The organism is Stenotrophomonas sp. FW305-C-20-S1 (assembly GCF_058783335.1).
Map to the genome: position 1 here is coordinate 30,791 of NZ_JBYTEK010000032.1, position 22,973 is coordinate 53,763.

Sequence of the window (22,973 nt, forward strand, 5' to 3'; positions counted from 1 at the left end):
GCGGTAGGTAGCGCGGCGAGCGCCCTCGACCCGCACAGTAGATCCACGCCATGCGTGGATGAATTTCTGTGCAGGTTGCATGGAGCGCAGCCACGCATGGCGTGGCTCTACTGCTTCATCGGGCCTGGATCATGTCCGGCAGAACTCTTCGCGGTAGGTAGCGCGGCGAGCGCCCTCGACCCGCACAGTAGATCCACGCCATGCGTGGATGAATTTCTGTGCAGGTTGCCTGGAGCGCAGCCACGCATGGTGTGGCTCTAGTGCTTCATCGGGCCTGGATCATGTCCGGCAGAAATCTTCGCGGTAGGTAGCGCGGCGAGCGCCCTCGACCGGCACAGTAGATCCACGCCATGCGTGGATGAAGTTCTGCGCAGGCTGCATGGAGCGCAGCCACGCATGGCGTGGCTCTACTGCTTCATCGGGCCTGGATCATGTCCGGCAGAAATCTTCGCGGTGGGTAGTGCCGCCGGCACGTCCTCGACCGGCACAGTAGATCCACGCCATGCGTGGATGAATATCTGTGCAGGCCGCAGGGAGCGTAGCCACGCATGCCGTGGATTCACCGTTTCATCGGGCCGCCGGGCACACGCCGTTTCGACCATGCTCGGCAGAAATCCTCCTTCCTTGCGGTGTCGGCAATCTGCGCCGCACTCCAATGCCGGGTGATCCAGATCGCCAACGCGGTGCTGCTCAGATGCCAGCGCAGCATGTCGTGCTGCGGCTGCCGCCACAGGTGGCGGCGGGCAATCCAGTAGGCCTCCCGCTCGACATCCGGCACCTTCTTCTTCATCGCATCCTTGTCGAAAAACTGCGCGGTGAAGCTCCAGGGGTTGATCGGTTGGTGCCCCATGCGCGGCTCACTGCTGCATGCCGCCACACCACTGGGCGCGCGGTCGGCGGGCTGCGGCCAGCCCTCCACCCAAGCGAGCCCAAGCAGGTACAACAGCCCCGGTAGCAGGGCAACGAAGGCCAGCAACAGCAGTAGCGCGATCCATGCACGGCCCGCAGCACGCATGCGTCACTCCGCCTTCGGCTTCGGGTACCACAGCGCGTTGACGATGACCCAGCGCTGCTCGAAGCGGCCCATGTGGAAGTAGTCGACGAACCACGGGGTTTCCAGCCGCACCGATGCGGCGTTGCCGGTCACGTCCAGCACCGTGCAGCGGCGATCCCATTGATCTTTCGGGGTCTTCAACGCGCCCTGCTTCGTCAGCGCAACCAGCTCTTCCTTCGACATCCGGCGCAGGCCCAGGCGCTCGTCCGGTGTATCACCGAGCACCGCGCGCTTGGCCAGGTCCGGATGCAGGGAACGGGCGACGCGCTGCGGGTCGGCTTCCAGTTGACCGTCGACGTAGTCGTGGCAGGTGGCATCGATGGCTGCGATCGTGGCGGCGTCGGCGGCAGGGCTTGCTGCTGCGGAAAGTGCGAACAACAGGGCAACGGTGGACATCCGGGTCTCCAGCGCTGAGGGCTGGGCGATCATGGCATGGCCGGATGCGCCCCATCCGCGCATGGCGTGGATCTACTGCAACAGCCACGCCAGTTTGCGTTCGCGCGGCTGCCGCTTGAGCTCCCATTCGGCACGCGAGGCCGCTGCCCGGTCCGGGTACTCACGCACCGCCAGGACCCGCAGTGGCGGCCGCGACCGGGTGTAGCGGGCCCCCTTGCCGGCCTGGTGGGCAGCAAAGCGGGCCTGCACGTCGGTGCTGATGCCGGCGTAATAGCTGCCGTCGCGGCATTCGAGCAGGTACAGGAACCACGGGCGGGAGGGCGAAACCATTGCCGGATTATGCCGTGCTGCACTGCAGCGGATATACTGGCGACCGAATGCAGGAGAGAGGCGCCGCGCTGGCGCCCGCCGAAGGCGCAGGCTCCCATGATCGCTCAGGCCGGTGGGCTGGAATCCCACCAACCATGCATTCGACTCGCCGAGCTGGAGAGAGGTCACCGGGCACGCCCGGGACGATCCGCCGAAGGGGCACGCGGCTCACGCCGCTGAACTCTCAGGCAAAAGGACAGCGGGAGCGGCACCGGTCATCGTCATCCCGTCATTGCGCAGGCAGTGGCGGTATGTGCGCATGGCCGGCCCCACCGCGCCCGGAGCCTGTCCCATGCTGCTGTCCATCATCTACCTGATCGCTATTTCCGCCGAAGCCATGACCGGTGCCCTGTCTGCCGGCCGCCGCCGCATGGACCTGTTCGGCGTGGTGATGATCGCCTGTGTCACCGCCCTCGGTGGCGGCTCGCTGCGCGACATCCTGCTTGGCCACTATCCGCTGGGCTGGGTGAAACACCCTGAGTACCTCGGCTTCACTGTGTGCGCCGCACTGATCGCCACCTGGGTGGCGCGCTGGATGCATCACTTCCGCCGCACCTTCCTGGTGCTCGATGGCCTGGGCCTGATCGCCTTCACCCTGATCGGCTGCTCGATCGCGCGCGAGGCCGGCCATGCACTGCCGATCGTGCTGATCGCCGGCATGCTCACCGGCGCCTTCGGCGGCGTGCTGCGCGACATCCTCTGCAACGAGGTGCCGTTGATCTTCCAGAAAGAGCTGTACGCCATCATCTCGCTGCTGACCGGTGCGGTGTATCTGCTGTTGCTGCACTGGGGCGTGGCCGATGCCACGGCGATCCTGTGCTGCCTGGGTGGCGGGTTCGCCGTGCGCCTGCTGGCGATCCATTACCGCTGGGAAATGCCGAAGTTCGTGTACCACGACGAAGTGCATTGAGCGCTGGCCGGCACTACCGGCGGGGTGGCATGACCAAGGTCACGCGGCGACGGCCTGCGTAAACCGCTACCATTGGCGCCCCGTCGCACACGCGACGGCATCCAGCCACGCCGCGCCTGCGGCCCCGCCAGACAATCCCCTTCCCCGCTGCCCGTGGCCCTTCGTGGTGCCGACGGGCCCGCATGACCCTGCGTGCGCGCAGGGCGCAGGATGCCCATGTCTGTCGCCGAAAATTCCCGCTCACGTCGTGCCCGCCTGTTGCTGGTCGTTGCCGGTCTTGCCCTTGTCGCTGGCCTGGCGTGGTGGCTGTGGCCGCAGGCCGAGGCGGGCAGTGGCGAAGCCGGCAGCGGCAAGACGGTGCCTGTACGCATCGCCCTCGCCAGCGCCGAGCCGCTGGTGCTGCGGATGAAGGCGGTCGGTACGGTCACTCCGCTGCACAGCGTGGTGGTGCGCAGCCGCGTGGACGGCGAACTGATGCGCCTGCATTTCCAGGAAGGTCAGCAGGTCAACGCCGGGGACCTGCTGGCACAGATCGATCCCCGCCCCTACCAAGTGAAGCTTGCGCACGCACAGGGTACGCAGCAGCAGAACCTGGCCGAGCTGGAGAATGCCGAGCGCCAGCTGCAGCGCTACCGCGAACTGCAGCGACAGAACTACGTGTCGGCACAGGAACTGAGCGACCAGCAGAGCAAGGTGCGGCAGCTGCAGGGGCGCCGCCTCAGCGACCAGGCATCGGTGGACGAAGCACGCCTGCAATTGCAGTACACGCGCATCATCGCCCCGGTCAGCGGCCGTGTCGGCCTGCGCCGGCTGGACGTAGGCAACCTGGTGCACGCCAGCGATACCGAAGGCCTGGTCACGCTGTCGCAGACGGCGCCGATCAGCGTGCTGTTCACCGTGCCCGAGCCGGAGCTTCCCGCCCTGCTCGATGCGGTGCAGGCGCAGCCGGCGCTGGCGGTGGAAAGCTGGGACCGCGAAGAACGACGGCAGCTCGCCAGCGGCACCCTGTCCAGCGTCGACAACCGCATCGATACCGCCACCGGCACGCTGAAGCTGCGCGCGCAGTTCGACAACACCGACCAGGCGCTGTTCCCCAACCAGTTCGTCAATGTGCGCCTGCAGCTGGGTGAGCATCCCGCGCTGCTGATTCCCGATGCCGCCGTGCAGTTCGGCAGCCAGGGCAACTACGTGCACATCGTCGACAAGGACAACAAGGCACAACGTCGCTCGGTGCTGCTCGGCCCGGCCGACGACGGACGCGTGGCGGTGCGTTCCGGCCTGGTGGCTGGTGACAAGGTGGTGATCGAAGGCATCGACGGGCTGGAAGACGGCACCGCGGTGGAGATCATCACCGAGGAGGCATCGACCAGGGCCGGCGCATGAACCTCTCGCGCGCCTTCATCCTGCGCCCGGTCGCCACCACCCTGCTGATGGTGGCGCTGCTGCTGTCCGGCGTGCTGGCCTATCGCCTGCTGCCGGTGGCGGCGCTGCCGCAGGTCGACTATCCGATCATCCAGATCACCACGCTGTACCCCGGCGCCAGCCCCGAGCTGACCACGCGCACCATCACCGCGCCGCTGGAGCGCCAGCTCGGGCAGATCCCCGGCCTGAAGCAGCTGTCGTCCACCAGTTCCGGGGGAGCGTCGGTGATCACCCTGCAGTTCGGCCTGGAGGTGTCGCTGGGCGTGGCCGAACAGGACGTGCAGGCGGCGATCAACGCCGCCGGCAGCTTCCTGCCCGGCGACCTGCCGGTGCCGCCGGTGTATCGCAAGGTCAATCCGGCCGACACGCCGATCCTGACCCTGGCGGTGACCTCGCAGGGCCTGTCACTGCCGCAGGTGCATGACCTGGTCGATACCCGCATCGCCCAGCGCTTGGCGCAGTTGCCGGGTGTGGGCCTGGTCAGCCTGGCCGGTGGCCAGCGCCCCGCCGTGCGCATCCAGGTCAATCCGGCCGCGCTGGCCGCCAACAACCTGGGCATGGACCACATCCGCACAGCAATTGCCGCAGCCAACGTCAACCTGCCCAAGGGCAGCTTCGATGGCCCGATCCGTGCGGTGATGCTCGATGCCAACGACCAGATGCGCAGCGTTGCCGAATACCGCGCACTGGCGCTGGCCTGGCGTGAGGGCGCACCGCTGCGGCTGGGCGATGTGGCCACCATCACCGACGGCGCCGAGAACCGCCAGCTGGCGGCATGGAGCGGCACCACCCCGGCGGTGCTGGTGAACATCCAGCGCCAACCCGGCGCAAACGTCATCGCCGTGGTCGGACAGGTACGTGCGTTGCTGCCGCAGCTGCAGGCCACGCTGCCGGCCGGCGTGCAGATAACCGTGCTCAGCGACCGCACCGAATCGATCCGCGCGTCCGTGCGCGGCGTACAGAAGGAACTGGTGCTGGCCATCGCGCTGGTGGTGCTGGTCACCTGGGTATTCCTGCGCAACCTGCCGGCTACGCTGATTCCCAGCGTGGCGGTGCCGCTGTCGCTGATCGGTACGTTCGCGGTGATGCTGCTGGCCGGCTATTCGCTCAACAACCTCACGCTGATGGCGTTGACCATCGCCACCGGCTTCGTGGTGGACGATGCGATCGTGATGCTGGAGAACATCGCCCGCCACTTGGAAGACGGTGAAAGCCCGCGCGAAGCGGCGCTGAAGGGCGCCAGCGAGATTGGTTTCACCCTGGTATCGCTGACGGTCTCGTTGATCGCCGTGCTGATCCCGCTGCTGTTCATGGCCGACCTGGTGGGCGCGCTGTTCCATGAGTTCGCAGTGACGCTGGCGGTGGCCATCGGCATTTCGCTGCTGGTGTCGCTGACCTTGACGCCGATGCTGTGCGCGCGCTTCCTGAAACCACATGCCAAAGGGTCAGCGCCCCACGGGGATCTGACCCCGCCCGGGTCGGATCCGGTCAGGGCTCCAACCCCGAAGCGCGACGTGTTCGATCGCATCATTGCCCTGTACGACCGCCAGCTGCGCTGGGTGCTGCAGCGCCAGCCACTGATGCTGCTGGCGACCGTGGCCACGCTTGCGCTGACGGTGGCGCTGTATTTCGCGGTGCCGAAGGGCTTCTTCCCGGTGCAGGATGCCGGCCTGGTCCAGGGCATCAGCGAAGCCCCGCAGGCAATCTCGTTCCAAGCCATGCGCGAGCGCCAGCTTGCCTTGGCCACGGCCATTGAACAGGACCCGGCCGTGGCCAGCCTGTCTTCCTACATCGGCGTGGACGGCAACAATGCCGCCCTCAACACCGGCCGCCTGCTGATCGAACTGAAGCCACACGGCGAGCGCGAGGGCGCCGACGTGGTGATGGCGCGGCTGCAGCAGCGCGTGGCGAGGATTCCCGGTATCACCCTGTACCTGCAACCGGTGCAGGAGCTGGGCATCGAAGACCGCATCAGCCGCAACCAGTACCAGTTCACCTTGACCACGCCGGACCTGCAGACGCTGGAAACCTGGACGCCGAAACTGTTGCACGCGCTTCGCCAATCGCCGGCGCTGCGTGATGTGGCCAGTGACCTGCAGATGCAGGGCCGGCAGGCCAGGGTGAGCATCGACCGCGATGCCGCCGCACGCCTTGGCGTGAGTGTGGAAGCGGTGGCCGACGCACTGTACGACGCCTACGGGCAACGGCAGATCTCGACCATCTTCACCCAGGCCAGCCAGTACCGGGTGGTGCTTGAGGCCGATCCCGCGCGGCAACCGGGGCCGGAGGCGATCAGCGGCCTGCGCGTGCGCAGCAGCAACGGCCAGACCGTGCCGCTGGGCGCGGTGGCGCGCGTCGAGCAGGGGCCAACGGCGCTGCTGCGCAACCATGTCGGCCAGTTCCCGGCGGCCACCCTGTCGTTCAACCTTGCACCCGGTGCATCGCTGGGCGAAGCGGTGGATGCGGTGCATGCCGCGCAGGCACAGGTGGCATTGCCGCAGAGCATCGAGCTGCGCCTGCAGGGCGCGGCGGCCGCCTTCAGCAGTTCGCTGTCGAGCACGCTGTGGCTGATCCTGGCGGCGGTGGTGGTGATGTACATCGTGCTGGGCGTGCTCTACGAGAGCTTCATCCACCCCATCACCATTCTCTCCACCCTGCCCTCGGCGACCGTGGGCGCCCTGGCCGCGTTGTGGGTGAGCGGACGCAGCCTGGACCTGATCGCAGTGATCGGCATCGTGCTGCTGATCGGCCTGGTGAAGAAGAACGCGATCATGATGATCGACTTCGCGCTGGACGCGCAGCGCACGCGCGGCATGAGCCCGCGTGAGGCGATCCACCAGGCGGCGCTGCTGCGCTTCCGGCCGATCCTGATGACCACCCTGGCCGCGCTGTTCGGCGCGGTACCGCTGATGCTGGCCAGCGGCTCGGGCGCCGAGCTGCGGCAGCCGCTGGGCTGGGTGATGGTGGGTGGCCTGATGGTCAGCCAGGTATTGACCCTGTTCACCACGCCGGTGATCTACCTGGCCTTCGACCGTCTGCAGCGTGGCCGCGCGACAGCACCGGCAACCGCTGGCGAGGCCGGCGCATGACCCCTGTAGCACGCCTGGCACAGGCCTGCGTGCAGCGTCCGGTGGCGACCATCCTCTTGGCGGTGGCGCTGGTACTGGCCGGCCTGCTGGCGCTGCGCCTGCTGCCGGTGGCACCGCTGCCCCAGGTCGACTATCCCGCCATTGAAGTCAGTGCCAGCCTGCCCGGCGCCTCGCCCGAATCGATGGCGGCCACCGTCGCCACGCCGCTGGAGCGTGCGCTGGGCAGTCTGCCCGGCATCTCGCGCATCGACTCGGCCAGCACCCAGGGGCAGACCGAGATCGAATTGAAGTTCGTGCTCGGCCGCGACATTGACGAGGCCGCGCGCGAAGTGCAGGCCGCGATCAACCTCGCCCGCGGCCAGCTGCCCAGCGGCATGCCGGGCATGCCGCAGTACCGCAAGGTCAACCCGTCGCAGGCGCCGATCCTGGCGCTGGCGTTGACCTCCGATACGCTCTCGCCGGGCCAGCTGTACGACCTGGGTTCGACTGTGCTGGCACAGAAGCTGTCGCAGGTGCCGGGCGTGGGCGAAGTGCAGGTGGGCGGCAGCGCGCTGCCGGCGGTTCGCGTGTCGCTGGACCCCAATGCTCTCAATCACGCAGGCCTGGCACTGGAAGACGTGGCACAGGCGATCAGCCGCGCCAATGCAGTGCGCCCACTGGGTGCGGTCGCAGGCGCGCAGCAGCACTGGCAACTGGAAGCGCCGCTGCAACTGCGCCAGGCAGCGCAGTATCGCCAGCTGGCGCTGAAGGCCAGCGATGACCGCCTGCTGCGACTGGGCGATGTCGCTGCCGTCGTCGATGGCGTCGAGGACCGCTATGCCAGTGGCTTCCACAACGAACGCCCCGCCGTGCTGCTGATCATCAGCCGCCAGCCCGGCGCCAACATCATCGCCACCGTCGATGCCATCCAGGCGCAGTTGCCGCAGCTGCACGCCCTGCTGCCCAGCACGGTGGACATGCGCCTGGTGATGGACCGCTCGCCGGTGATCCGCGCCACCCTGCACGAAGCAGAAGTGACCCTGCTGCTGGCGATCGCGCTGGTGGTACTGGTGGTGCTCGGCTTCCTCGGCCACTGGCGCGCAGCACTGGTACCCAGCGTGGCGATTCCGGTGGTGCTGTTCGGCACGCTGGCGTTGATCGCGCTGATGGGCTTCTCGCTCAATACGCTCTCGCTGATGGCCCTGATCGTGGCGGCGGTACTGGTGGTGGACGACGCCATCGTCGTGCTGGAGAACATCGCGCGCCATCGCGAGCTGGGCGCTGACCGCTGGCAGGCGGCGGTGCGCGGTGCATCGGAAGTGGGCGCTACGTTGCTATCGATGAACCTGGCGCTGGCGGTGGTGTTCGTCTCGATCCTGTTCCTGGACGATTTCGTCGAGCGCCTGTTCCGCGAATTCTCGCTGACCCTGGTAGCAGCGATGACGGTGTCGGTGCTGGTGGCGCTCAGCCTGGTGCCGATGCTGTGTGCGCGCCTGTTCGTCGATGACGCGCAACAACCCTCGCGCTGGCAGCGCGGCAGCAATGCGCTGTTCGAGCGCGTGCGTGGCACCTATCTGCGCACCCTGCAGGCCAGCCTGCGTCACCTGCGCTGGCCCTTGCTGGCCTTCGTGGCAGTGATCGCACTCAACGCCTGGCTGTTCCAGCAGGTACCCAAGGGCATCGTTCCGCAGCAGGACACCGCACAGCTGCGCGGCTTCGCGCGTGGCGATGACGGCCTGTCCTTCCAGGCGATGCAGCCGAAGATCGATGCCTACCGCAGACTGCTGCTGTCCGACCCGGCCATCGAGGACATCATCGGGTATATCGGTGGCAGCAACGGGGTCAACAACGCCTTCATCATGATCAAGATGAAGCCGCTGGCCGAGCGCGGTGTCTCCAGCCAGCAGGTGATCGATCGTCTGCGCGCGCGCCTGCCCAAGCTGCCCGGCGGCAATCTGTACCTGTGGGTGGACCAGGACATCCGCTTGGAAGGCGCCGGCAGCAGCGGCAAATACGAATTCCAGCTGCTGTCAGCGGACACCGCACCCTTGCGCCAATGGGCACCGAAGGTCGCTGCTGCGCTGCGTGGCCTGCCGGAACTGGTGGACGTGGAAGCGCAGGGCGAGGCCGGCATGCGCCAGGTGATGCTGGACATCGACCGCGAGGCAGCGGCGCGCCACGGCGTGGACCTGCGCATTGTGGCCAACATGCTCAACAACGCCTTCAGCCAGCGCCAGGTCGCCACGTTGTACGACAGCCTCAACCAGTACCGGGTGGTGATGGAGCTGGACCCGAAGCACACCCAGGACCCGGGCACGCTGGCACGGCTGCAGGTGATCGATGGCAGCGGCCAGCGCATTCCACTATCGAGCATCGCCAGCTGGCGCTATGGCATGGCGCCGGACCGCGTGTATCACAGCGAGCAGTTCGCCTCGATCTGGATCGAGTTCGCGCTGGCGCCGGGCGTGGGCCTGGAACAGGCCACCCGGGCCATTGATGCGGCGATGGCCAAACTGATGCTGCCGCGCTCGGTGCAGGCCAAGCTTTCCGGCGAGGCCGGTGGCCTGGAGCAGCTGCGTTCGCGCCAGTTGTGGCTGGTACTGGGTGCGACGCTGGCGGTGTACCTGGTGCTGGGCATCCTCTACGAGAGTTTCCTGCAGCCCTTGGTGATCCTGTCCACGCTGCCGTCGGCCGGCATCGGGGCGTTGCTGGCGCTGTGGCTGTTCGGCAACGAACTGAACCTGATCGCCCTGCTCGGCCTGTTCCTGCTGGTGGGGGTGGTGATGAAGAACACGATCCTGCTGGTCGACTTCGCGCTGGCCGGCGAACGCCGCGGCCTGAGCGCGCAGGATGCGGTGATGGAAGCTGCACGACTGCGCCTGCGGCCGATCCTGATGACCTCGCTGGCGGCACTGCTGGGCACATTGCCGCTGATGCTGGCCAACGGTGAAGGCTGGGAGCTGCGGCAGCCGCTGGGCATCGCCATCGTCGGCGGGTTGCTGGTCAGCCAGTGGTTGACGCTGTACACCACGCCGGCGATGTATCTGGCGTTGGCGCGAGTACGGGCGGGGCGGTGAGCGAGGCGGCTTCATCCACGCATGGCGTGGGTCTACTGCGGCCATCGCAGGTTCGGGTCTCACGCCACCCCGGCGATGTACCTGGCGCTGTCGCACATACGCAGCGCCAGGCGCATCGCCGGTGCAGACGGGCCGGTCTCCAACTCCGACCGGCCCTGATCGCGGCCGCACCCCCGCAGGCGCTGGCCGCCATCCACACACGTGCCGCACTCAAGCGGCTTCGGACACCTTCACCTCACGGCGGGCGCGCACGGCAGCGGCAAGCCGCTCCAGCACCTGCACGGTGGTGTCCCAATCAATGCAGCCATCGGTGATGCTCTGGCCGTAGACCAGCGGCTGGCCTTCCACCAGTTCCTGGCGACCGCCGACCAGATGGCTTTCGACCATCACACCGACGATGCGCTGCTCGCCATCTTCCAGCTGGATGGCGATGTCTTCGATCACCTTCGGCTGGTTTTCGTGGTTCTTCAGGCTGTTGGCGTGGCTGGCATCGATCATCAGGCGCGTCGGCAGCTTGGCCTTGGCCAGCGCCTGGCAGGCATCGGCCACGCTGGCCGCATCGTAGTTCGGCTGCTTGCCACCACGCAGGATCACGTGGCAGTCGGGGTTTCCGGTGGTGGAGACGATGGCGGTGCCGCCCTGCTTGGTGACCGACAGGAAGTGATGCGGATTGGAGGCCGCGCCCACGGCATCGGCGGCGATCTTGACGTTGCCGTCGGTGCCGTTCTTGAAGCCGACCGGGCACGACAGCCCCGACGCAAGTTCACGATGCACCTGGCTTTCGGTGGTGCGTGCGCCGATCGCGCCCCATGCCACCAGGTCGGCGATGTACTGCGGCGAGATCACGTCGAGGAACTCGACGCCGGCCGGCAGGCCGAGCTTGTTGATGTCGCGCAGCAGGCCACGGGCGATGCGCAGGCCCTTGTCGATCTTGAAGCTGCCGTCCAGGTCCGGATCGTTGATCAGGCCCTTCCAGCCCACCGTGGTGCGCGGCTTCTCGAAGTACACGCGCATGACGATTTCCAGCTCGCCGGCCAGCGCATCGCGCAGCGGCTTCAGGCGCTGTGCGTACTCGATGGCGGCTTTCGGATCGTGGATCGAGCACGGCCCGACCACCACCGCCAGGCGGTCGTCGCGGCCATGCAGGATCTGGTGCAGGGCGGCGCGCGAAGCGCTGACGGTGTCGGAGGCTTCGTCATCGCAGGGCAGCATCGCCAGCAGCTGGGCAGGCGGTGTCAGCGGTTCGATGGTGCGGATACGCAGGTCGTCGGTGTGCGGGGGCATGGTGAGGGGTCTCTACGGAACGTTGGGGGTCCGCAGCGTGGCGACATGAAAAAAGCCGCCAGGTTCGCTGGCGGCTTTCGGGAATGCGTCTGAAGCTTTCTTCAGGGTGAGCGCAATCCTTCCTCCGCCGGGGGCTTCGGAAAGTAATACCAATAAAAGCTGGCGTGGGCTGCGTTCATGGGATCTATTGATAACACAGGGTTTTGGCGGGTGCCAACTGTTTCATCCGCAACTGCGGGCGCGGTTCAGCGGACTATCGGCTGCCATGCACTTCCACATCCAGCAGCAGCGTCTCGTGGATGTCGACCCAACGCTCCACCACGCGGTCCAGTTCCTGCCTGGCCTCATCAAGCTGTTCGGGGTTGAGCATGGACCTGGCCGTATACAGATCGGACACCAGCTGCCGCAGGGTGGCTTCCTGGATGGCCACCACCGGCCCTTCCAGGCCGGGCACCTGCAGCGCTGGACTGCTGCCCAGCGCTCCGTACAACGTCACCTGGATCTTGCTCTGCATGCTCGACTTCCCTGCGGGTGGATGCGGCCGAGCGCCATCTTTACCCGGAATGGATGACACGCGCATGTGCCACGACGGTGCTGGAATGCCGTCCGATGAGGCGATGGCGCATGGGGTCTCCCTTGAAGGTCATGGGGTTGCCGGCCAGCGGCCGGCACTACCGGGAAACGCGGGTGAACGGTACGGCGCTACAGCGAGCGCAGCGCGCGCTTGCGGATGTATGTATTGGCTGCGCTGTCGTGCGTTGACTGCCACCGTGCGCATACATCGCGCACCCATCCGGGCTGGCTCTTGCCTGCGTCGTTCAGCCAGTTGCCGACCGAGTCCTGCACATAGCGCTCGGGATCGTCAGCGAGGGCCTCCAGCAGGGGCAACGCGTGCTCGGGTTGCTGCTTGAACAGCGCAATGTGCGTGGCCCATACACCGCGGGGGCGAAGCGCCTCACAGGCGAAGCGGCGCTGATTCGGCGAGCGCTGCTGCGTCCAGGGTTGCAGCAGGGCAAGCGCTTCCAGCGGCTCGGCGACGATATCGCTGCGCAAGGCCAACCATGCCCATTCGCGCACACCGAAGTGCGGATCATCTGCCAGTGAACGCATCGCCTGCAGCTTGTCGGCCAATGCCGCCTGCGGGTCACTGCCAATCAGATAGCACGCCCATCCGCGCACGGTATCGGATGGATGCGCCTGCCTGCGCTGCACGTCGCCCTGCCCTGCCTCGCGCAGTAGCGCTGCGGCCAATGCCATGCGCTGGGTGATCCCCTTGCCTGCGGCGGCCCGCATGCGCTGTATCGAGGCCGGTGGCAAGGTCGGTGCCACCGCCTGCAGCAACGCAGCGAAGTCCACAGCCAGGCACTCGGCCAGATGCGTGCTGGCTGCACGGCCCGCATTCAGTTCCCGCAGACGTGCCGTGGCGATGGTATTGCTCATGTACCTGCTTCCTGGCCTGCGTCGGTGTGTCGCCAGACCTTTTCCAACAGCAGCGACAACTGCACCTGTTCGCTGGAATCAAGACCGTTGAACAGTCCGCCGATCCATTGTGTGTGCTGGTCGAACAGATCGCCGGCCAGGCGCTTGCCGCGCGCGGTCAGCACGATCTGCAGCCGGCGGCCATCCTCGGCATCGTTGCGCCGCTGCAGCAGGCCGTCACGCTGCAGGCCATCGAGCAACCCGCTGATGGTGGCGCGGGTGACGCCAGCGCGCTCGGCCAACTCGTGCGGAGGCAACGTGCCACCAGCACCGTGCAGCAGGAACAGCACAATGAAACGGCCCTCGCTGAGGCCGTGCGGCGCCAGGCGTGAAGCGCAGTCACGGTCGATCGCGCTGGACAAGGCGAGCAGCTGGAAGCACAGGCGCAGCTGGGCCAGGTGGGGATCGCCGCGACGGCCAGCCTCCTGGAGGAGAGCCGTGTGTTTTGCTTCAAGCATCCATCAACTCCATGATGATTAGGCGCCTTATTATATTTTCGAACCCGCAGGGCGCAAGTCCGTACCGGGCTGCCGCAGGGCATGACGCGGCGCCGCCCCGGGGCCTGGATGGGGTCGACCGGCACCAGCAGCCAAAGCTGCGGTAGCATCGCGCCACGTCCCGCCAGGAGTTCCACGCATGTGCCGTGTCGTCCTGTTGTTGCTGACGCTGTTGCCGATGGCCGTAGTCGCTGCGCCACCACCGCTGCCATCGCCAGCCCGCATTGATGCCCAGGCGCACCGGCTGATGCAGGCCGCACACGCACGTGGCATGGCGCTGGCGGTGATCGACGCCGGCAAGGTGGTGCACGTGGCCGCCTATGGCGAGCGCAACGCCGCCGGCGAACCGCTGCGTACCGACACCGTGATGTACGCCGCTTCGCTGACCAAGATGGCCTTCGGCCACCTGGTCGCGCAGCTGGCACAGGACCAGGTGATCGCGCTGGACGCCGGCATTGCCACGTATCTGGACAAGCCATTGCCGGACTACCCCGTCGATACGAAGCACTACGCCGATTACAGCGTATTGGCCGGCGACGAACGCTGGCGCCGGCTCACCCCGCGCCTGCTGCTCAATCATGGCAGCGGCTTTGCCAACTTCGCGTTTCTGGAACCGGATGGCAGGCTGCAATTCCATTTCGATCCGGGCAGCCGCTACGGCTATTCCGGCGAAGGCTTGATCCTGCTGCAGTTCGTGCTCGAACGGGGGCGCCTTGGCCAGGACATCGGCGCGCTGATGCAGCGTCGCGTGTTCGACCGCTTCGGCATGCCCCGCACCAGCATGATGTGGCGCGAGGATTTCGCCACCAACCTGGCCGACGGCTGGACCGCCGATGGCACGCCCGAGCCGCATGACGAGCGCAGCCGGGTGCGGGCCGCCGGCTCGATGGATACCACCATCGCCGACATGGCCAACTTCGCAGCGGGCTATGTGCGCGGCGAAGGCCTTTCAGCGGCGATGCGGCAGGAGCTGGTACGTCCGCAACTGCCGATCACCACGGCCAGCCAGTTTCCGACCCTGCAGGCGGAACTGCCGGTAGCGGAGCGGCGCAGGGACCTGGCAGCCGGCCTGGGCGTGGTCACGTTCCGCGGGCCGCAGGGGCCCGGCTTCTACAAGGGCGGCCACGATGACGCGGTGGGCAACACCCTGGTGTGCATCGAGCAGGGCCAGCGCTGCGTGGTGATGCTGGGCAACGATGTCCGCGCCGAGGCGGCGTTTCCGGCGCTGGTGGCGTTCGTGCTTGGCGATACCGGAGTGCCGTGGGACTGGGAGTACGGCGCGGAGAAGGTGTTCGTGCGCTGACGCCATCCACGCATGGCGTGGATCTACTGGCATGGACCGATGGGCATGGATTCATTGGCATGGACCCATTGCTGTGAACCCATTGGCGGCAACACGCCACCCACAAAAAAACCCCGCCTTGCGGCGGGGTTTTTTCATTGCAGCAGTGCAGCGGACCTTAGAAGTCCATGCCGCCCATGCCACCCATGCCGCCCATGCCACCAGCGCCACCCATGGCCGGCTCGTCCTTCTTCGGAGCGTCGGCAACCATGGCTTCGGTGGTGATCATCAGGCCAGCGATCGAGGCTGCGTTCTGCAGCGCCGAACGGGTCACCTTGGTCGGGTCCAGGATGCCGAACTGCAGCATGTCGCCGAACTCGCCGGTGGCGGCGTTGTAGCCGAAGCTGCCGGTGCCTTCCTTGACCTTGTTGACGATGACCGACGGCTCTTCACCGGCGTTGGCAACGATTTCGCGCAGCGGGGCTTCCATCGCGCGCAGGGCGATCTGGATGCCGTGGTTCTGGTCTTCGTTGGCACCCTTCAGGCCAGCCAGTGCGGAGACCGCACGGACCAGGGCAACGCCGCCGCCCGGGACCACGCCTTCTTCAACGGCTGCACGGGTCGCGTGCAGGGCGTCGTCGACGCGATCCTTCTTTTCCTTCATTTCGATTTCGGTCGATGCGCCGACCTTGATCACTGCAACGCCACCGGCCAGCTTGGCCACGCGCTCCTGCAGCTTCTCGCGGTCGTAGTCCGAGGAGGTGTCTTCGATCTGGGTCTTGATCTGCGCAACGCGCGAATCGACCGCAGCCTTGTCACCCACGCCATCGATGATGGTGGTGTTTTCCTTGGAGACCTGCACCTTCTTGGCGCGGCCCAGGTCCTTGATGGTGGCCTTTTCCAGCGACAGGCCGACTTCCTCGGAGATCACGGTGCCGCCGGTCAGCACGGCCATGTCTTCCAGCATCGCCTTGCGACGGTCGCCGAAGCCCGGCGCCTTGACGGCCACGACCTTGACGATGCCGCGGATGGTGTTGACCACCAGGGTCGCCAGCGCTTCGCCTTCGACTTCCTCGGCAACGATCAGCAGCGGCTTGCCAGCCTTGGCGACGCCTTCCAGCACCGGCAGCAGGTCACGGACGTTGGAGATCTTCTTGTCGTGCAGCAGGATGTACGGGTCATCCAGGTCAGCGGTCTGCGACTGCTGGTTGTTGATGAAGTACGGGGACAGGTAGCCGCGGTCGAACTGCATGCCCTTGACCACGTCCAGCTCGTTGTCCAGGCCCGAGCCTTCTTCAACGGTGATCACGCCTTCCTTGCCGACTTCCTTCATCGCGTTGGCGATGATCTGGCCGATCGACTCGTCCGAGTTGGCCGAGATCGTGCCGACCTGGGCAATGGCCTTGTCGTCAGCGGTCGGCTTGGAGATGTTCTTCAGCTCGGCGACGGCAGCCACGACGGCCTTGTCGATACCGCGCTTGAGGTCCATCGGGTTCATGCCGGCAGCAACGGCCTTGGCGCCTTCGCGGATCAGGGCCTGGGCCAGCACGGTGGCGGTGGTGGTGCCGTCGCCGGCGTCGTCGTTGGTACGCGAGGCGACTTCCTTCACCATCTGCGCGCCCATGTTCTCGAACTTGTCAGCCAGTTCGATTTCCTTGGCGACGGACACGCCGTCCTTGGTGATGGTCGGGGCGCCGAAGCTCTTCTCGAGCACGACGTTGCGGCCCTTCGGGCCCAGGGTGGCCTTGACGGCATTGGCGAGAACGTTGACGCCGCGCACCATGCGCGAACGGGCGTCTTCACCGAAACGAATATCCTTGGCAGCCATTGCGTTTACCTCATTGGTAGCGCCGGGCCATGCCCGGCGGCTGGGTGTTGGAATCAGGGGATGAAGCAGGTCGCGCCGACGCTCAGCCGATGACGGCGAGCACGTCGTCTTCGCGCAGGACCTTGTACTCGACGCCTTCGCTCTTGTACGAGCTGCCGGCGTACTGGCCGTAGATGACCTTGTCACCGACCTTCAGCGACGGAGCGCGCACGTTGCCGTTGTCCAGCGGCTTGCCCGGGCCCACGGCCACGACTTCACCCTTGGTGGACTTTTCCTTGGCGGAGTCCGGGATCAGGATGCCACCGGCGGAAACTTCGTCGGCTTCGATCGGCTTGACCACAACGCGGTCGTGCAGCGGCTTGATGCTCATGTGGGACCTCTTAAGTTATTGATTGGTCTGAAAAAGTCCGGCGATGTTAGCACTCGCACCAGGCGACTGCCAGCAACGCGCGTGAAAAAGCCCGACAGGTCGGGAGCACGACAGAGATGGAGACCTCCGGAGGCCTTTCAAGGCCCGCCCCCGAAATTTTTCCCGGCGGCCCGGCGGCACTCCATCCCCGCGCGGACGCCTTTATAGGGATGCGTCGCGGCAAGCCAAGGGGGAATTGGCCACCATTTGGTGACCGCCGTCGCACTGTCAGATATCTGGCGTTCATTTACGACAAAGTGTCACCGGATCGGCTTTAGGGTGGCCCGGCATTCCCAATCACAAGGAGTAGTCGATGCGATTGCTGTCCCCGCTCGCCGCCGCCTGCCTGCTGGCCCTGGCTGCCGCGCCGGCCCAGGCCGAGGTCTTCATCAACGAACTGCACTACGACGACAGCACCGCTGCCGGTGACGTCGGCGAAGCCATCGAAGTGGTCGCCACCGCCGGCGAAGACCTGTCCGGCTACCGCCTGTACCTCTACAACGGCAGCAACCCGTCGGCCGCCACGGTCTACGCCAACAACGCGGTGCCGGCCGGAACCGCGGCCAGCTGCGGCAGCGCCACCCTGGCGGTGGTCACCTACCCCAGCAACGGCCTGCAGAACGGTGCCAACGACGGCATCGCCCTGGTCGACGCCAGCGGCAAGGTGGTCCAGTTCCTCAGCTACGAGGGCGCGATCACCGCTTCCGGTGGCCCCGCCGCCGGCATGACCAGCCAGAACATTCCGGTTGCCGAAACCAACAGCACCGCGGCGGGCACCTCGCTGCAGCTGACCGGCAGCGGCAGCCAGTACGCGCACTTCACCTGGGCCGAATCGGCCAGGCAGACCTTCGGCAGCTGCAACAACAACCAGACCTTCAGTGGCGGCGGTACCCCGGGCCCGAACACGCCGCCGTCGGTGTCCACCACCACGCCGGCACAGGGCAGCAGCACCTTCCCTGCCGCCGCCGACCTGGAAGTGGTGTTCAGCGAGACGGTCAACCTCGCCAGCGGCGCCTTCGCACTGACCTGCGGCACTTCGGGCAGCGTGCCGCTGACCTGGCCGGCCAGCGGCAAGAGCGTGAAGCTGTCGACCAACACCGCGCTGGTCGCCGGTGAAGCCTGCCGCTTCGACATCCGTGCCGCACGCATCACCGATGCGCAGGGTGCCCGCCCGGCGACCGACAGCCGCATCGCCTTCACCGTGGCCACCACCACCGGCAATCCGGACCCGGGCAATCCCGGCGGACCGGCCGGTTACTACTCGAAGGTCAACACCAGCAGCCCCAGCCAGCTGCGCTGCTCGCTGCACGCCACCATCAAGGGCCACACCGCGTATCCGTACAGTGGCTCGGGCACCAGCACCTGGACCATCCTGGAAATCGCCGACGAAGATCCGAACAACAGTGGCCGGATCCTCGATGCCTACCGCAACCACAGCTTCGCCAAGGTGACCGACCGTGCAGGCAGTGGCGGTGGACTGAAGTACAACCGCGAGCACACCTGGCCGAACTCGCTGGGCTTTGCCAGCACCACCGGTGACAAGGGCCTGCCGTACGCGCCCTACACCGACACCCACATGCTGTACCTGACCGACGCACAGTGGAATGCCGACCGCGGCAACAAGCCGTTCGGCAAGTGCGATGCCAACTGCGGCGAGCGTGCCACCGAAGCCAACAACGGCCACGGCGGTGGCAGCGGTGGTTACCCGGGCAATTCGAACTGGGTACGTACACCGGATGGCAATGCCGGTACCTTCGAGGTGTGGGGCCATCGCAAGGGCGACATGGCACGCGCGGTGATGTACATGGCCATCCGCTATGAAGGTGGCAAGGATGCGGCCACCGGCCAGTCCGAACCGGACCTGGAACTGACCGACGACCGCAGCAAGATCGTCAAGACCAGCAGCTCGCCGGCCTACATGGGCCTGCTGTCGACCCTGATCGACTGGCACCTGTCCGATCCGCCGGATGCCGCCGAGCAGGCGCGTAATGACGTGATCTACTCGTTCCAGGGCAACCGCAACCCCTTCATCGACCACCCCGAGTGGGCCACCCCGGGCCTGTTCACCTCGGCCAAGCCGGCCACCTGCCAGCTGGCCAACTGACCGCGCAACGCTGCGGTCCACTGCCGTCGCCGGGCCCTGCCCCGGCGACGGCCCTATACTCGACGGTCATGTCGACCGTCGATCCCGTCCTGCTGCTGTTGACCACCTGCCCGGACCGGGCCAGTGCCGAGCGCATCGCGCATGCGCTGGTCGCCGAGCATCTGGCTGCCTGCGTGACCCGCCTGGACGGCGCTCAGTCGACCTACCGCTGGCAGGGTGAGGTCACCACCGACACCGAGCTGCAGCTGCTGGTGAAGACCACCGCAAGCCGTGTCGATGAAGCCATCGCCCGGATCGTCGAACTGCATCCGTATGAACTCCCGGAGTGCATCGCGGTCGAAACCCGGGCCGGCCTGCCGGCGTATCTGGACTGGATCCGGGCACAGACCCGGGAGGACACTGATTGAAGACTCTGTTTGCGCGTGGCGCCGCCTTGTGCGCTCTGTTGTGGCTTTCATTGCCGGCCTTCGCGCTGGATGAGAAGGATCTGCTGCCGGTGGACCAGGCGTTCGCGCTGACCGCCAGCGCGCCCGAGCGTGGCCAGATCCAACTGCAGTTCAAGATCGCCCCGGGCTACTACCTGTATCGCCACCGCACCACGGTGAAGGCCGATCCGGCGTTCAACGCCGTTGCGCTGCAGATGCCCGCAGGCAAGAAGCACCACGACGATTTCTTCGGTGAGGTGGAGACCTACCGCGAGCGCCTGCAGGCCACCCTGCCCGGCGCGCCCACCGATGCCGCCGGCACCATCAGCCTGGAAGTGCGTTACCAGGGCTGCGCCGATGCTGGTGTGTGCTACCCGCCGCAGAAGCGCGTGGTGCAGGTGACCCTGCCCGGTGCAGGCGGTGCGGCGGCCACGCTGCCGACCGCACGCGCCACCGGCGCCAGTGCATTCAACAACCCGCTGGCCGGCGCCGGCAGTGGCGGTGGCCTGCGACTGCCGGGCACCAGCAACAGCCAGGCACTGCCGCTGCCGTCGGATCAGGCATTCGGCTTCGATGCCATCGCCAGCGATGGCAATACCCTGCTGCTGCGCTTCAGCCCGGCACCGGGCTATTACCTGTATCGCGACCGCACCTCGCTGAAGCTGGAAGGCAGCGCCGGGGTACTGGCCGACAAGCCGCGTTGGCCGGCGGCGCAGTCGCACCGCGACGAGCACTTCGGTGATGTGGCGGTCTATTTCAACCAGGTGGAAGTGCCGGTGCCGCTGCGCCGCAGCCGCGCCGAGGCGGTCGACAGCACGCTGGTGGTGACCTTCCAGGGTTGCCAGACCGATGGCATCTGCTACCCGCCGATGACCCGCCGGGTGAAGTTGTCGATCCCCGCCGGCAAGGCCAACACCACCAGTGATGCACCTGCCGCACGCGACGAAGTGATTCGTTCGCTGCCGGCTTCGGCCACTGCCGGCACCCGCGAGGGCGCCAACGGCACACCGCTGCGCCTGCTTCCGACCGTGCCCAACGACGCGCCGGCCGCCACGGGTGGTGCCGACGCCAGCAACGGCTCGCGCGATGCCTTCGCCGCCGACGCGCAGCAGGACAATGCGCTGCGTACCAAGGCTCCGAGCCGCGTACCGAAAACCGACAGCTCGCTGCTGTGGGTACTGCTGCTGGCACTGGGCGGTGGCCTGGTGCTGAATCTGATGCCCTGCGTGCTGCCGATCCTGTCGCTGAAAGTGCTGAGCCTGGCGCAGAGCGGTGAAAGCGCCGAGCGCGCCCGCAGCCATGCCATGTGGTACACGCTGGGCGTGCTGGTCGCCTTTGCGGTGATCGGCGCGCTGATGGTCGGCCTGCGCATGCTCGGCAATGCGGTCGGCATCGGTTTCCAGCTGCAGCATCCCGGCGTGGTCGCGGCGTTGGCCTACATCATGTTCGCGGTGGGCCTGAGCCTGTCCGGCGTGTTCACCATGGGCGGCGGCATCGGCAACTTCGGCCAGTCGCTGGCGCGACGCAGTGGCCCGGCCGGCGATTTCTTCACCGGCGTGCTGGCCTGCGTGGTCGGCAGTGCCTGCGTGGGACCGTTCTTCGGCCCGGCGGTGGCCTATGCCTTCGTTGCACCGCCGGTGGCGGCGATGCTGGTGTTCCTGTTCCTCGGCCTGGGCCTGGCCCTGCCGTTCCTGCTGATCGGCTTCGTGCCGGCGCTGGCCCGTCGCCTGCCCAAGCCGGGCCAGTGGATGGAAACCCTCAAGCACGTGCTGGCCTTCCCGATGTACGCCGCCGCGTTGTGGCTGCTTTGGGTGCTGGGCAAGCAGCGCGGCGTGGATGGCATGGCGCTGGCGCTGGGTGGCCTGCTGCTGCTCACCGGCGGCCTGTGGCTGTTCGAGCGCAGCCGCTGGCGCAGCCAGCGCGCGGCCGGGCTGCTGGGCGTGCTGCTGGTGATCGCCGCGCTGGTGCCGGTGTGGGCGGTGACCCAGCTGGCACCGCCGGCACGTGCCGCGCAGGCGAGCAGCGAGAACGTGGTGGATTACTCGCCGCAGATGCTGGACCGCCTGCGCGCCGACAACCGCGTCGTGTTCGTCAACATGACCGCCGACTGGTGCGTGAGCTGCAAGGCCAACGAGCGCGCGGTGCTGTCGCGCCCGGAGTTCAAGGAACTGCTCAAGCGCACCAACGCGGTGTACATGCGTGGCGACTACACCAATGTCGACCCGCAGATCACCGCGTTCCTGGATGAGCACAAGGCCGTGGGCGTGCCGCTGTACGTGGTGTACGGCCCCGGCGCCCCGCCGACGGTGCTGCCGACCCTGCTGACGCAGGCGCTGGTGGAAGAAGCACTGCTGCGCACCGCGCGATGAAGTGGCAACGGCCAGCGCTGCTGTGGACAGCAGTGCTGGCTGCCGGTCTTGGCCTGTGGGCCGGCAACCGGCTGGCGCCGGAGCCGGCGACGGAAGCTGCAGCGCCTGTTGCGGTATCGCCGCCGGCGCTGCCGATGCTGCGGCCCGGTGATCCGCTGCCGGCGCTGGTGCTTGCCGATGCTGAAGGTCACGCGCTGGATATCCGCGAACGCTTCAAGGGCCACCCATTGCTGGTCAATGTGTGGGCCAGCTGGTGCGGCCCCTGCGTGGAAGAGATGCCCGAACTGGCCCGCTTTGCCGAGGGCCAGGGCGCGCACGGCGTGCAGGTGTTGGGCCTGGCACTGGATACGCCGGACGGCGTGCGTGATTTCCTGCAGCGAGTGCCAGTGGACTATCCCATCGTGCTCGATACCCCCGGCCCACGCGATGCCAGCGTGCAGTTGGGCAACGCGCGGGGTCTGCTGCCCTACAGCGTGTTGTTCGACGCACAGGGACGGATGGTGAAGGCCAAGCTCGGACCGTTCGCGCACGGCGAAATCGAAGGCTGGGCGAAGTAGGTCGGCAGGGCTGCGCCCTGCACCTGCAGATGCTTTCAAGCAACAGCAACAGCAACCGCTACAGCTACAGCGGGCTTCCGTGGGATGGCGGGGCGGTGTCGGACTGCGGGGACGCCGCAAGTACGTCCCTGTAGGCTCAGCCGCGCCATCCATGGCGCGGATGCCCTGCAATCCGACACCGCCCCGCCTCTGACAGTTTCCCGCGATCTGGTAGGTCCACGCCATGCGTGGATGACTCCATCGAATTCGAGTATTTCGACAATTGATCGAAAAGCATCCACGCGTGGCGTGGATCTACATCTACCTGTCGACCAAGGTCGACACCCACCAAGAGCAGGCCATGCCTTCCCGACAGATCGCGGAAATCTGTCGAAGGCGGGGTGGGTCCGGTTGCGGGGGTGTCCGCGGCATGGATGCCGCGGCCAAGCCCCCATGGGTGAGGG

At 66.9% G+C, this 22,973-nt stretch carries 18 protein-coding genes and 2 riboswitches; of the genes, 9 read left to right on the forward strand and 9 right to left on the reverse strand.

Translation table 11 applies throughout. The annotated features are described in order from the left end of the window. Nucleotides 1-559: 559 nt before the first annotated feature. From AC3WTC_RS15800 to AC3WTC_RS15810, 3 genes are all read right to left on the reverse strand, one after another. Nucleotides 560-1,015 (reverse strand): hypothetical protein, encoded by a 456-nt coding sequence (locus tag AC3WTC_RS15800; protein ID WP_025878660.1) that lies wholly within the window; start codon nucleotides 1,013-1,015, stop codon nucleotides 560-562. Between the two features lie 3 nt (nucleotides 1,016-1,018). Further along, nucleotides 1,019-1,450, reverse strand: a complete 432-nt coding sequence (locus tag AC3WTC_RS15805; RefSeq protein WP_032976471.1) for a nuclear transport factor 2 family protein — start codon at nucleotides 1,448-1,450, stop codon at nucleotides 1,019-1,021. A 72-nt stretch (nucleotides 1,451-1,522) separates the two neighbouring features. Further along, on the reverse strand, nucleotides 1,523-1,780 hold the full coding sequence (locus AC3WTC_RS15810; RefSeq protein ID WP_032952084.1) for a GIY-YIG nuclease family protein: 258 nt from the start codon (nucleotides 1,778-1,780) through the stop codon (nucleotides 1,523-1,525). A 40-nt stretch (nucleotides 1,781-1,820) separates the two neighbouring features. Beyond that, a riboswitch (glycine riboswitch) is annotated at nucleotides 1,821-1,910 on the forward strand. A 13-nt stretch (nucleotides 1,911-1,923) separates the two neighbouring features. Continuing rightward, nucleotides 1,924-2,027: riboswitch (glycine riboswitch) on the forward strand. 84 nt (nucleotides 2,028-2,111) lie between these two features. On the opposite strand from AC3WTC_RS15810, the gene AC3WTC_RS15815 reads away from it, so the two are divergent. The 4 genes from AC3WTC_RS15815 to AC3WTC_RS15830 all read left to right on the forward strand — a co-directional run bounded on the left by AC3WTC_RS15815 (nucleotide 2,112) and on the right by AC3WTC_RS15830 (nucleotide 10,296). Next, the gene (locus AC3WTC_RS15815) at nucleotides 2,112-2,729 is read left to right on the forward strand and encodes a trimeric intracellular cation channel family protein (protein ID WP_032952083.1); all 618 of its coding nucleotides are present in this window, start codon (nucleotides 2,112-2,114) and stop codon (nucleotides 2,727-2,729) included. Nucleotides 2,730-2,945: 216 nt separating this feature from the next. Further along, nucleotides 2,946-4,112, forward strand: a complete 1,167-nt coding sequence (locus AC3WTC_RS15820) for an MdtA/MuxA family multidrug efflux RND transporter periplasmic adaptor subunit (protein WP_492711885.1) — start codon at nucleotides 2,946-2,948, stop codon at nucleotides 4,110-4,112. Further along, a complete protein-coding gene (locus tag AC3WTC_RS15825) occupies nucleotides 4,109-7,240 on the forward strand; it encodes a multidrug efflux RND transporter permease subunit (RefSeq protein WP_492711887.1) in 3,132 nt (1,043 codons plus the stop codon). Before AC3WTC_RS15820 ends, AC3WTC_RS15825 begins: the two co-directional genes overlap by 4 nt. Further along, nucleotides 7,237-10,296 (forward strand): efflux RND transporter permease subunit, encoded by a 3,060-nt coding sequence (locus AC3WTC_RS15830; protein WP_492711888.1) that lies wholly within the window; start codon nucleotides 7,237-7,239, stop codon nucleotides 10,294-10,296. The genes AC3WTC_RS15825 and AC3WTC_RS15830 overlap by 4 nt, the downstream gene beginning before the upstream one ends. Nucleotides 10,297-10,506: 210 nt before the next feature. On the opposite strand, the gene AC3WTC_RS15835 is transcribed toward AC3WTC_RS15830, so the two are convergent. The 4 genes from AC3WTC_RS15835 to AC3WTC_RS15850 form a co-directional block, all read right to left on the reverse strand. After that, nucleotides 10,507-11,580 carry a 3-deoxy-7-phosphoheptulonate synthase gene (locus tag AC3WTC_RS15835; protein WP_025878655.1) on the reverse strand — a complete coding sequence of 358 codons (1,074 nt, stop codon included), beginning with the start codon at nucleotides 11,578-11,580 and terminating at the stop codon, nucleotides 10,507-10,509. A gap of 253 nt (nucleotides 11,581-11,833) precedes the next feature. Further along, on the reverse strand, nucleotides 11,834-12,094 hold the full coding sequence (locus AC3WTC_RS15840; RefSeq protein WP_089237217.1) for a hypothetical protein: 261 nt from the start codon (nucleotides 12,092-12,094) through the stop codon (nucleotides 11,834-11,836). 188 nt (nucleotides 12,095-12,282) lie between these two features. Next, complete coding sequence (locus AC3WTC_RS15845) at nucleotides 12,283-13,020, reverse strand: DNA alkylation repair protein (protein WP_492711890.1); 738 nt, start codon at nucleotides 13,018-13,020, stop codon at nucleotides 12,283-12,285. Then, a complete protein-coding gene (locus AC3WTC_RS15850; protein WP_492711892.1) occupies nucleotides 13,017-13,517 on the reverse strand; it encodes a MarR family winged helix-turn-helix transcriptional regulator in 501 nt (166 codons plus the stop codon). The genes AC3WTC_RS15845 and AC3WTC_RS15850 overlap by 4 nt, the downstream gene beginning before the upstream one ends. A 178-nt stretch (nucleotides 13,518-13,695) precedes the next feature. Here AC3WTC_RS15850 and AC3WTC_RS15855 point away from each other — a divergent pair, with 178 nt between their 5' ends. Then, nucleotides 13,696-14,859 carry a serine hydrolase domain-containing protein gene (locus tag AC3WTC_RS15855; protein ID WP_492711894.1) on the forward strand — a complete coding sequence of 388 codons (1,164 nt, stop codon included), beginning with the start codon at nucleotides 13,696-13,698 and terminating at the stop codon, nucleotides 14,857-14,859. A 157-nt stretch (nucleotides 14,860-15,016) separates the two neighbouring features. On the opposite strand, the gene groL is transcribed toward AC3WTC_RS15855, so the two are convergent. Together groL and AC3WTC_RS15865 are read right to left on the reverse strand one after the other, a co-directional pair. Beyond that, complete coding sequence (groL, locus tag AC3WTC_RS15860; RefSeq protein ID WP_025878650.1) at nucleotides 15,017-16,666, reverse strand: chaperonin GroEL; 1,650 nt, start codon at nucleotides 16,664-16,666, stop codon at nucleotides 15,017-15,019. A gap of 82 nt (nucleotides 16,667-16,748) precedes the next feature. Then, nucleotides 16,749-17,036, reverse strand: coding sequence for a co-chaperone GroES (locus tag AC3WTC_RS15865; RefSeq protein ID WP_025878649.1), 288 nt, complete (start codon nucleotides 17,034-17,036; stop codon nucleotides 16,749-16,751). A gap of 352 nt (nucleotides 17,037-17,388) precedes the next feature. On the opposite strand from AC3WTC_RS15865, the gene AC3WTC_RS15870 reads away from it, so the two are divergent. From AC3WTC_RS15870 to AC3WTC_RS15885, 4 genes are all read left to right on the forward strand, one after another. Continuing rightward, nucleotides 17,389-19,179: an endonuclease gene (locus AC3WTC_RS15870; RefSeq protein WP_032976462.1), complete on the forward strand. Its 1,791-nt coding sequence runs from the start codon at nucleotides 17,389-17,391 to the stop codon at nucleotides 19,177-19,179. Between the two features lie 68 nt (nucleotides 19,180-19,247). Then, on the forward strand, nucleotides 19,248-19,586 hold the full coding sequence (gene cutA, locus AC3WTC_RS15875; RefSeq protein ID WP_032976461.1) for a divalent-cation tolerance protein CutA: 339 nt from the start codon (nucleotides 19,248-19,250) through the stop codon (nucleotides 19,584-19,586). Further along, entirely contained in the window at nucleotides 19,583-21,973 is a 2,391-nt protein-coding gene (locus tag AC3WTC_RS15880; RefSeq protein ID WP_492711897.1) for a protein-disulfide reductase DsbD family protein, read from the forward strand. The genes cutA and AC3WTC_RS15880 overlap by 4 nt, the downstream gene beginning before the upstream one ends. Beyond that, a complete protein-coding gene (locus AC3WTC_RS15885; RefSeq protein WP_492711899.1) occupies nucleotides 21,970-22,530 on the forward strand; it encodes a TlpA family protein disulfide reductase in 561 nt (186 codons plus the stop codon). Before AC3WTC_RS15880 ends, AC3WTC_RS15885 begins: the two co-directional genes overlap by 4 nt. Nucleotides 22,531-22,973 lie beyond the last annotated feature (443 nt).